The sequence below is a fragment of the Serratia sp. NA_13 genome, assembly GCF_052691735.1.
This window is the reverse complement of sequence record NZ_JBQZFV010000025.1, coordinates 18,658-27,157: the sequence shown is the minus strand read 5'-3', so window position 1 is coordinate 27,157 and position 8,500 is coordinate 18,658. Positions and strand designations below refer to the sequence as shown.

The window sequence follows — 8,500 nt, the reverse complement described above, 5'->3', positions numbered from 1 at the left end:
TATCGAACGTGGTCAGGTACTGGCTAAACCAGGTTCTATCAAGCCGCACACTCAGTTCGATTCAGAAGTGTACATCCTGAGCAAAGATGAAGGTGGTCGTCATACTCCATTCTTCAAAGGCTACCGTCCACAGTTCTACTTCCGTACAACTGACGTGACTGGTACCATCGAACTGCCAGAAGGCGTTGAGATGGTAATGCCTGGTGACAACGTGAACATGAAAGTCACCCTGATCCACCCAATCGCGATGGACGACGGTCTGCGTTTCGCAATCCGTGAAGGCGGCCGTACTGTAGGCGCTGGTGTTGTTGCCAAAGTTATCGCTTAATCGCTGATAACGTTTGACGCGACACGCGGTAAAAGGGCATCATTCGATGCCCTTTTTCTACGCTGTGAACTAGAACCTATCTCATCAGCGATTTTGCAGTCATAATCATTGGTGAGATGGGCTCTTAAAGCGTATTGACTGAAATACGTCATAGCGTAAAACACCGAGATGCTGCCGAGCAGCACCTGATCGGTTTGGTTTGCCTTGCAGTGCGAGGCAAAGTTGTCTGTTCTGAATTCATTGTGACAGGTTGGTTTATGAGTGCGAATACCGAGGCTCAAGGGAGCGGGCGCGGCCTGGAAACGGCTAAATGGCTGATCGTCGCTGTTCTGTTGGTTGTAGCGATTGTTGGTAACTATTTCTACCGTGATTTCAGCCTGCCATTACGCGCGCTGGCCGTTGTAGTGGTTATCGCTGTTGCAGGCGCTGTGGCGCTGATGACGACCAAAGGCAAAGCCACCGTTGCGTTTGCACGCGAAGCGCGTACTGAAGTACGCAAAGTGATCTGGCCAACTCGTCAGGAAACGCTACATACCACGTTGATCGTTGCCGCGGTAACTGCCGTGATGTCACTGATTCTGTGGGGGCTGGATGGTATTCTGGTCCGTCTGGTATCGTTTATTACTGGCCTGAGGTTCTAAAATGTCTGAAGCTCCAAAAAAACGGTGGTACGTCGTTCAGGCGTTTTCCGGTTTTGAAGGTCGCGTAGCGCAATCGCTGCGTGAATACATCAAACTGCATGATATGGAAGAACTGTTCGGCGAAGTCATGGTTCCTACGGAAGAGGTTGTTGAAATCCGTGGCGGCCAGCGTCGCAAAAGCGAACGTAAATTCTTCCCGGGCTACGTACTGGTTCAGATGGTAATGAATGACGCCAGCTGGCACTTGGTACGCAGCGTTCCACGCGTAATGGGTTTCATCGGCGGGACTTCTGACCGTCCGGCTCCGATCAGCGACAAAGAAGTTGATGCGATTATGAACCGCCTGCAGCAGGTTGGTGATAAGCCGCGTCCGAAAACGCTGTTCGAACCGGGTGAATTGGTCCGCGTTAGCGATGGTCCGTTTGCTGACTTCAACGGTGTTGTTGAAGAAGTGGATTACGAGAAGAGTCGCCTGAAAGTTTCCGTTTCCATCTTTGGCCGTGCAACGCCGGTGGAACTGGACTTCGCTCAGGTTGAGAAAGGCTGATCAATTAATCAGCAATAAGTGGCTTTTGCCGCTTGTCAGAGGCGCGAAATTGAACTACAATTTCGCGCCTTTTGTTTTTATAGGCCTTGCTCTTTAGAGTGAGGTGATACACGGGGAGCCTTTTGCGAGGCGTTATTACCCAAACCGAGGAATTGTAAATGGCCAAGAAAGTACAAGCCTACGTTAAGCTGCAAGTTGCAGCCGGTATGGCGAACCCAAGTCCGCCAGTTGGTCCAGCTCTGGGTCAGCAAGGTGTTAACATCATGGAATTCTGTAAGGCGTTCAATGCTAAGACTGACAGCGTTGAGAAAGGTCTGCCGATTCCGGTTGTTATTACTGTTTATTCTGACCGCTCCTTCACTTTCGTTACCAAAACCCCGCCAGCAGCAGTTCTGCTGAAAAAAGCGGCTGGTATCAAGTCTGGTTCAGGCAAGCCGAACAAAGACAAAGTAGGTAAAGTGACAAGTGCTCAGGTACGTGAAATCGCAGAAACCAAAGCTGCGGACATGACTGGTTCCAACGTTGAAGCGATGACTCGCTCCATCGAAGGTACTGCTCGTTCCATGGGCCTGGTAGTGGAGGATTAAGAAATGGCTAAGCTGACCAAGCGCATGCGCGTGATCCGTGACAAAGTTGATGCTACTAAACAGTATGACATCACCGAAGCTGTTGCTCTGCTGAAAGAGCTGGCCACCGCTAAATTCGTAGAAAGCGTTGACGTTGCTGTTAACCTCGGCATCGACGCGCGTAAATCTGACCAAAACGTTCGTGGCGCTACCGTTCTGCCAAACGGCACCGGTCGTTCCGTTCGCGTTGCCGTATTTGCCCAGGGCCCTAACGCTGAAGCAGCTAAAGCTGCTGGCGCAGAGCTGGTAGGTATGGAAGATCTGGCAGACCAGATCAAGAAAGGCGAAATGAACTTCGACGTTGTTATTGCTTCTCCGGATGCAATGCGCGTTGTTGGTCAACTGGGCCAGGTCCTGGGTCCACGTGGCCTGATGCCAAACCCGAAAGTGGGTACCGTTACTCCGAACGTTGCTGAAGCAGTGAAAAACGCTAAAGCAGGTCAGGTTCGTTATCGTAACGACAAAAACGGCATCATCCATACCACTATCGGTAAGGTTGATTTCGAGTCAGACAAGCTGAAAGAAAACCTGGAAGCTCTGCTGGTTGCGCTGAAAAAAGCAAAACCATCTCAGGCTAAAGGCGTGTACATCAAGAAAGTTAGCCTCTCCACCACCATGGGTGCTGGCGTTGCTATCGATCAAAGCGGCCTGACTGCTGTAGCGAACTAATCGCCTTGCGATTATCGCTTTGACTTGGGGCTGGGATTTGTCTAGAATCCTAGGCCCCAAGGTTTTGCTATTGGCAATAGTCACAGCGAAACAAAGATTTTTCGGTTGGAGCCTGGCCTATCCAGGCCTCCGTCCAAGACCGCAGGTGTATCGAAAGGTACTTAATCCTTCCTGCGTAGACGGTGACAGAGCCTAAAGAAAATTTTAAATTGTCTTTGCTGGATTCTGCTCACCGTGTTTGAACGCTCTCACTGCGTGATTTATCACAAGGTGTTGAGTGATGTGAGTGCTGGGGATTTCCCCCGGCTAAATCCAGGAGCAAAGAGCTAATGGCATTAAATCTTCAAGACAAACAAGCGATTGTTGCTGAAGTCAACGAAGTAGCCAAAGGCGCGCTGTCTGCGGTTGTTGCGGATTCCCGTGGCGTTACCGTTGATAAAATGACTGAACTGCGTAAAGCAGGTCGTGAAGCTGGCGTTTACATGCGTGTTGTTCGTAACACCCTGATGCGTCGCGTAGTTGAAGGCACTCCATTCGAATGCCTGAAAGACACGTTCGTCGGTCCTACCTTGATTGCATTTTCTCATGAACACCCGGGCGCTGCTGCTCGTCTGTTCAAAGATTTCGCGAAAGCGAATGCAAAGTTCGAGATTAAAGCTGCGGCCTTTGAAGGTGAGATGATCCCTGCGGCACAAATTGACCGCTTGGCAACTCTGCCTACTTACGATGAAGCAATCGCACGCCTGATGGCAACCATGAAAGAAGCCGCTGCCGGCAAATTGGTTCGCACTCTGGCTGCACTGCGCGATCAGAAAGAAGCGGCATAAGCCCTTTTTCTTATCCGTTGCTTACGTATTTAAACTATTTCTGAATTTTAGGAACATTTGTTATGTCTATCACTAAAGACCAAATTATCGAAGGCGTTGCAGCTCTGTCTGTAATGGAAATCGTTGAACTGATCGCCGCTATGGAAGAGAAGTTCGGTGTTTCTGCTGCTGCTGTAGCTGCAGGTCCTGCTGCTGCTGCTGAAGCTGTTGAAGAAAAAACTGAATTCGACGTTGTACTGAAAGGTATCGGCGCGAACAAAGTTGCAGTAATCAAAGCAGTACGTGGCGCAACTGGCCTGGGTCTGAAAGAAGCTAAAGACCTGGTTGAGTCTGCACCAGCAGCACTGAAAGAAGGCATCAGCAAAGACGACGCTGAAGCACTGAAAAAAGCTCTGGAAGAAGCTGGCGCTGAAGTTGAAGTTAAATAAGCCACTGCTTTCTGAGTGCAGTCTGTTTTAACTAACAGACTGATGGCTGGTGACTTTTTGGTCACCAGCCTTTTTGCGCTGTAGGGCGTCAGTAGAGTTTCACACTGTTTGGCTACTGGCTAACCCCAATATTTCTTTCTATCGACGACTTAATATATTGCCTTCCCTGCCGCAGCAAAATCTGCCGCACAACGCAACGAAATGATTTAAGCGTGATAGAAACGAGTATTGCGGAGAGTGTTCCCGCTTTCCGGTCGACAAAATGGTGTTGCGTGAACCGTCCTATATCCGGACGGACAATAGGTTCGACTTTCCAGCGAGCTGAGGAACCCTATGGTTTACTCCTATACCGAGAAAAAACGTATTCGTAAGGATTTTGGTAAGCGTCCACAAGTTTTGGACATACCATATCTCCTTTCTATCCAGCTTGATTCGTTCCAGAAGTTTATCGAGCAAGATCCAGAAGGGCAGCACGGCCTAGAAGCCGCTTTCCGTTCTGTTTTCCCTATCCAGAGCTACAGTGGCAATTCGGAGCTGCAATACGTTAGCTACCGTCTTGGTGAGCCGGTCTTCGACGTCAAAGAGTGCCAGATCCGTGGTGTGACGTTCTCTGCACCGCTGCGCGTAAAACTGCGCCTGGTCATCTATGAGCGTGAAGCTCCGGAAGGTACGGTCAAAGACATCAAGGAACAAGAAGTCTATATGGGCGAAATTCCGCTCATGACCGAAAACGGCACCTTTGTGATCAACGGTACTGAGAGGGTTATCGTATCTCAGCTTCACCGTAGTCCTGGCGTATTCTTTGACAGCGATAAGGGTAAAACCCACTCTTCGGGTAAAGTGCTGTATAACGCACGTATCATCCCTTACCGCGGTTCATGGCTGGATTTCGAGTTTGACCCGAAAGACAACCTGTTTGTGCGTATTGACCGTCGCCGTAAATTGCCTGCGACCATCATTCTGCGCGCATTGAACTACACCACTGAGCAGATCCTTGACCTGTTCTTTGCGAAAGTAGTTTACGAGATCCGTGATAACAAGCTGCAGATGGAGCTGGTTCCAGAACGTCTGCGTGGTGAGACTGCTTCGTTTGATATCGAAGCCAACGGCAAGATCTATATTGAAAAAGGCCGTCGTATCACCGCTCGTCATATCCGTCAGCTCGAAAAAGACGAAATTCAGAGTATTGAAGTACCGGTTGAGTACATCGCGGGCAAAGTGGTCGCGAAGGACTATATCGATACCAATACCGGTGAGCTGATCTGCGCAGCCAACATGGAGCTGTCGCTGGATTTGCTGGCCAAACTGAGCCAGTCAGGCCACAAGCGTATCGAAACGCTGTTCACCAACGACCTGGATCACGGTGCGTACATCTCTGAGACTGTACGTGTCGATCCAACCAGCGATCGTTTGAGCGCACTGGTAGAAATCTACCGCATGATGCGCCCTGGTGAGCCGCCAACGCGCGAAGCTGCTGAAAACCTGTTTGAGAACTTGTTCTTCTCTGAAGACCGCTACGATCTGTCTGCGGTTGGTCGTATGAAGTTCAACCGTTCTCTGCTGCGCGACGAGATCGAAGGTTCGGGCATCCTGAGCAAAGACGACATCATCGAAGTGATGAAGAAGCTCATCGGTATCCGTAACGGTAAAGGCGAAGTGGACGATATCGACCACTTGGGCAACCGTCGTATCCGTTCCGTCGGCGAAATGGCCGAGAACCAGTTCCGTGTAGGTCTGGTACGTGTTGAGCGTGCGGTTAAAGAACGTCTGTCCCTGGGCGATCTGGACACCTTGATGCCACAGGACATGATCAACGCCAAGCCAATTTCGGCGGCGGTGAAAGAGTTCTTCGGCTCCAGCCAGCTGTCTCAGTTTATGGACCAGAACAACCCGTTGTCCGAGATTACGCACAAACGTCGTATCTCTGCATTGGGCCCAGGCGGTCTGACCCGTGAACGTGCCGGCTTTGAAGTTCGAGACGTACACCCGACTCACTACGGTCGCGTTTGCCCAATCGAAACGCCGGAAGGTCCAAACATCGGTCTGATCAACTCCTTGTCCGTGTATGCGCAGACAAACGAGTATGGCTTCCTGGAAACTCCGTACCGCCGCGTGCGTGACGGCCTGGTTACCGATGAAATCAATTATCTGTCTGCTATTGAAGAAGGCAACTTCGTTATCGCTCAGGCGAACTCCAACCTGGATGATGAAGGCCGCTTCGTAGAAGACTTGGTCACCTGTCGTAACAAAGGCGAATCAAGCCTGTTCAGCCGCGATCAGGTTGACTATATGGACGTATCAACCCAGCAGGTTGTATCCGTTGGTGCTTCACTGATTCCATTCCTGGAACACGATGACGCCAACCGTGCATTGATGGGTGCGAACATGCAACGTCAGGCGGTTCCAACCTTGCGTGCTGACAAGCCGCTGGTAGGTACCGGTATGGAGCGTGCTGTAGCTGTTGACTCCGGCGTTACTGCCGTAGCTCGACGTGGCGGTGTGATCCAGTACGTGGATGCTTCCCGTATCGTTATCAAAGTTAACGAAGACGAGATGCTCGCGGGCGAAGCAGGTATCGATATTTATAACCTGACCAAGTACACCCGTTCTAACCAGAACACCTGTATCAACCAGATGCCGTGTGTGAATCTGGGTGAGCCAATCGAGCGCGGCGACGTGCTGGCAGATGGCCCGTCCACAGACCTGGGTGAACTGGCGTTGGGCCAGAACATGCGCGTGGCATTCATGCCATGGAACGGCTATAACTTCGAAGACTCCATCTTGGTGTCCGAGCGTGTGGTTCAGGAAGATCGCTTCACTACCATCCACATTCAGGAACTGGCATGTGTGTCTCGCGACACCAAGTTGGGGCCTGAAGAGATCACTGCCGACATCCCTAACGTGGGTGAAGCAGCGCTCTCCAAACTCGATGAGTCCGGTATCGTGTATATCGGTGCTGAAGTGACCGGTGGCGACATTCTGGTTGGTAAGGTAACACCAAAAGGTGAAACCCAGCTGACGCCAGAAGAGAAGCTGCTGCGTGCGATCTTTGGTGAGAAGGCGTCTGACGTTAAAGACTCCTCTCTGCGCGTACCAAACGGCGTTTCCGGTACGATTATCGACGTGCAGGTCTTCACCCGCGATGGCGTGGAAAAAGACAAGCGTGCGCTCGAAATCGAAGAAATGCAGCTGAAGCAGGCGAAAAAAGACCTGACTGAAGAACTGCAGATCTTGGAAGCTGGTCTGTTCGCACGTATCCATGCGGTGCTGGTTGCCGGCGGTGTTGAAGCTGAAAAGCTGAGCAAGCTGCCACGCGATCGCTGGCTGGAACTGGGCCTGACCGACGAAGAGAAGCAAAACCAGCTGGAGCAGTTGGCAGAGCAGTACGACGAACTGAAATCCGACTTTGAGAAGAAGCTGGACGCCAAGCGTCGTAAAATCACCCAGGGCGATGATCTGGCACCAGGCGTGCTGAAAATCGTTAAGGTTTATCTGGCTGTTAAGCGTCAGATCCAACCGGGTGACAAGATGGCAGGCCGCCACGGTAACAAGGGTGTTATCTCCAAGATCAACCCGATCGAAGATATGCCTTACGATGAAAACGGCACGCCGGTTGACATCGTACTGAACCCGCTGGGCGTACCATCACGTATGAACATCGGTCAGATCCTGGAAACCCACTTGGGTATGGCTGCAAAAGGCATTGGTGAGAAGATCAACCAAATGCTCAAGCAGCACCGGGAAGTGGCCAAGCTGCGTGAGTTCATTCAGAAGGCTTACGATCTGGGCGACGATGTCTGCCAGAAAGTTGACCTGAACACCTTCACCGACGATGAAGTACTGCGTCTGGCAGAGAACCTGAAAAAAGGTATGCCAATCGCAACGCCGGTGTTTGATGGTGCGAAAGAGAGTGAAATCAAGCAACTGCTGGAAATGGGCGGGATCCCAACCTCGGGTCAGATTACGCTGTTCGATGGCCGTACCGGTGAGCAATTTGAGCGCCAGGTTACCGTTGGCTATATGTACATGCTGAAACTGAACCACTTGGTTGACGATAAAATGCACGCCCGTTCAACCGGTTCTTACAGCTTGGTTACTCAGCAGCCGCTGGGTGGTAAGGCGCAGTTCGGTGGTCAACGCTTCGGTGAGATGGAAGTGTGGGCACTGGAAGCATACGGCGCAGCTTATACCCTGCAGGAAATGCTTACCGTTAAGTCGGATGACGTTAACGGCCGTACCAAGATGTACAAAAACATCGTGGATGGCGATCACCGCATGGAACCAGGCATGCCGGAGTCCTTCAACGTACTGTTGAAAGAAATCCGCTCGCTCGGTATCAACATCGAACTGGAAGGCGAGTAATCGTTTTTCCGGCTCAGGCTCCCGGCCTTAGGGAGCCTGAGGGTGGTTGTTCAGGTCACACGGGCGCGCGAT

General features: G+C 51.3%; 8 protein-coding genes. All 8 read left to right on the top strand.

The window, feature by feature from the left end; genetic code table 11:
• The coding region (locus ACUTSU_RS22040) for an EF-Tu C-terminal domain-related protein (protein ID WP_445654730.1) at positions 1–328 on the top strand (328 nt) is incomplete at its 5' end.
• Positions 329–585: 257 nt separating this feature from the next.
• Positions 586–969, top strand: coding sequence for a preprotein translocase subunit SecE (gene secE, locus ACUTSU_RS22035; RefSeq protein WP_012004740.1), 384 nt, complete (start codon positions 586–588; stop codon positions 967–969).
• 1 nt (position 970) lies between these two features.
• On the top strand, positions 971–1,516 hold the full coding sequence (nusG, locus tag ACUTSU_RS22030) for a transcription termination/antitermination protein NusG (protein WP_012004741.1): 546 nt from the start codon (positions 971–973) through the stop codon (positions 1,514–1,516).
• Positions 1,517–1,674: 158 nt separating this feature from the next.
• The gene (rplK, locus tag ACUTSU_RS22025) at positions 1,675–2,103 is read left to right on the top strand and encodes a 50S ribosomal protein L11 (protein WP_006323135.1); all 429 of its coding nucleotides are present in this window, start codon (positions 1,675–1,677) and stop codon (positions 2,101–2,103) included.
• Positions 2,104–2,106: 3 nt separating this feature from the next.
• Positions 2,107–2,811, top strand: coding sequence for a 50S ribosomal protein L1 (rplA, locus tag ACUTSU_RS22020; protein ID WP_445652931.1), 705 nt, complete (start codon positions 2,107–2,109; stop codon positions 2,809–2,811).
• A gap of 329 nt (positions 2,812–3,140) precedes the next feature.
• A complete protein-coding gene (gene rplJ / locus ACUTSU_RS22015) occupies positions 3,141–3,638 on the top strand; it encodes a 50S ribosomal protein L10 (protein ID WP_004953935.1) in 498 nt (165 codons plus the stop codon).
• 62 nt (positions 3,639–3,700) lie between these two features.
• Positions 3,701–4,066, top strand: coding sequence for a 50S ribosomal protein L7/L12 (rplL, locus tag ACUTSU_RS22010; RefSeq protein ID WP_012004743.1), 366 nt, complete (start codon positions 3,701–3,703; stop codon positions 4,064–4,066).
• A 333-nt stretch (positions 4,067–4,399) separates the two neighbouring features.
• Positions 4,400–8,428, top strand: a complete 4,029-nt coding sequence (gene rpoB / locus ACUTSU_RS22005) for a DNA-directed RNA polymerase subunit beta (protein WP_445652932.1) — start codon at positions 4,400–4,402, stop codon at positions 8,426–8,428.
• Positions 8,429–8,500: the final 72 nt, after the last annotated feature.

Bases quoted from the DNA above. Each gene is read 5' to 3' on its own strand.
- secE (WP_012004740.1), top strand. From the start codon at position 586: ATGAGTGCGAATACCGAGGCTCAAGGGAGCGGGCGCGGCCTGGAAACG.
- nusG (WP_012004741.1), top strand. From the start codon at position 971: ATGTCTGAAGCTCCAAAAAAACGGTGGTACGTCGTTCAGGCGTTTTCC.
- rplK (WP_006323135.1), top strand. From the start codon at position 1,675: ATGGCCAAGAAAGTACAAGCCTACGTTAAGCTGCAAGTTGCAGCCGGT.
- rplA (WP_445652931.1), top strand. From the start codon at position 2,107: ATGGCTAAGCTGACCAAGCGCATGCGCGTGATCCGTGACAAAGTTGAT.
- rplJ (WP_004953935.1), top strand. From the start codon at position 3,141: ATGGCATTAAATCTTCAAGACAAACAAGCGATTGTTGCTGAAGTCAAC.
- rplL (WP_012004743.1), top strand. From the start codon at position 3,701: ATGTCTATCACTAAAGACCAAATTATCGAAGGCGTTGCAGCTCTGTCT.
- rpoB (WP_445652932.1), top strand. From the start codon at position 4,400: ATGGTTTACTCCTATACCGAGAAAAAACGTATTCGTAAGGATTTTGGT.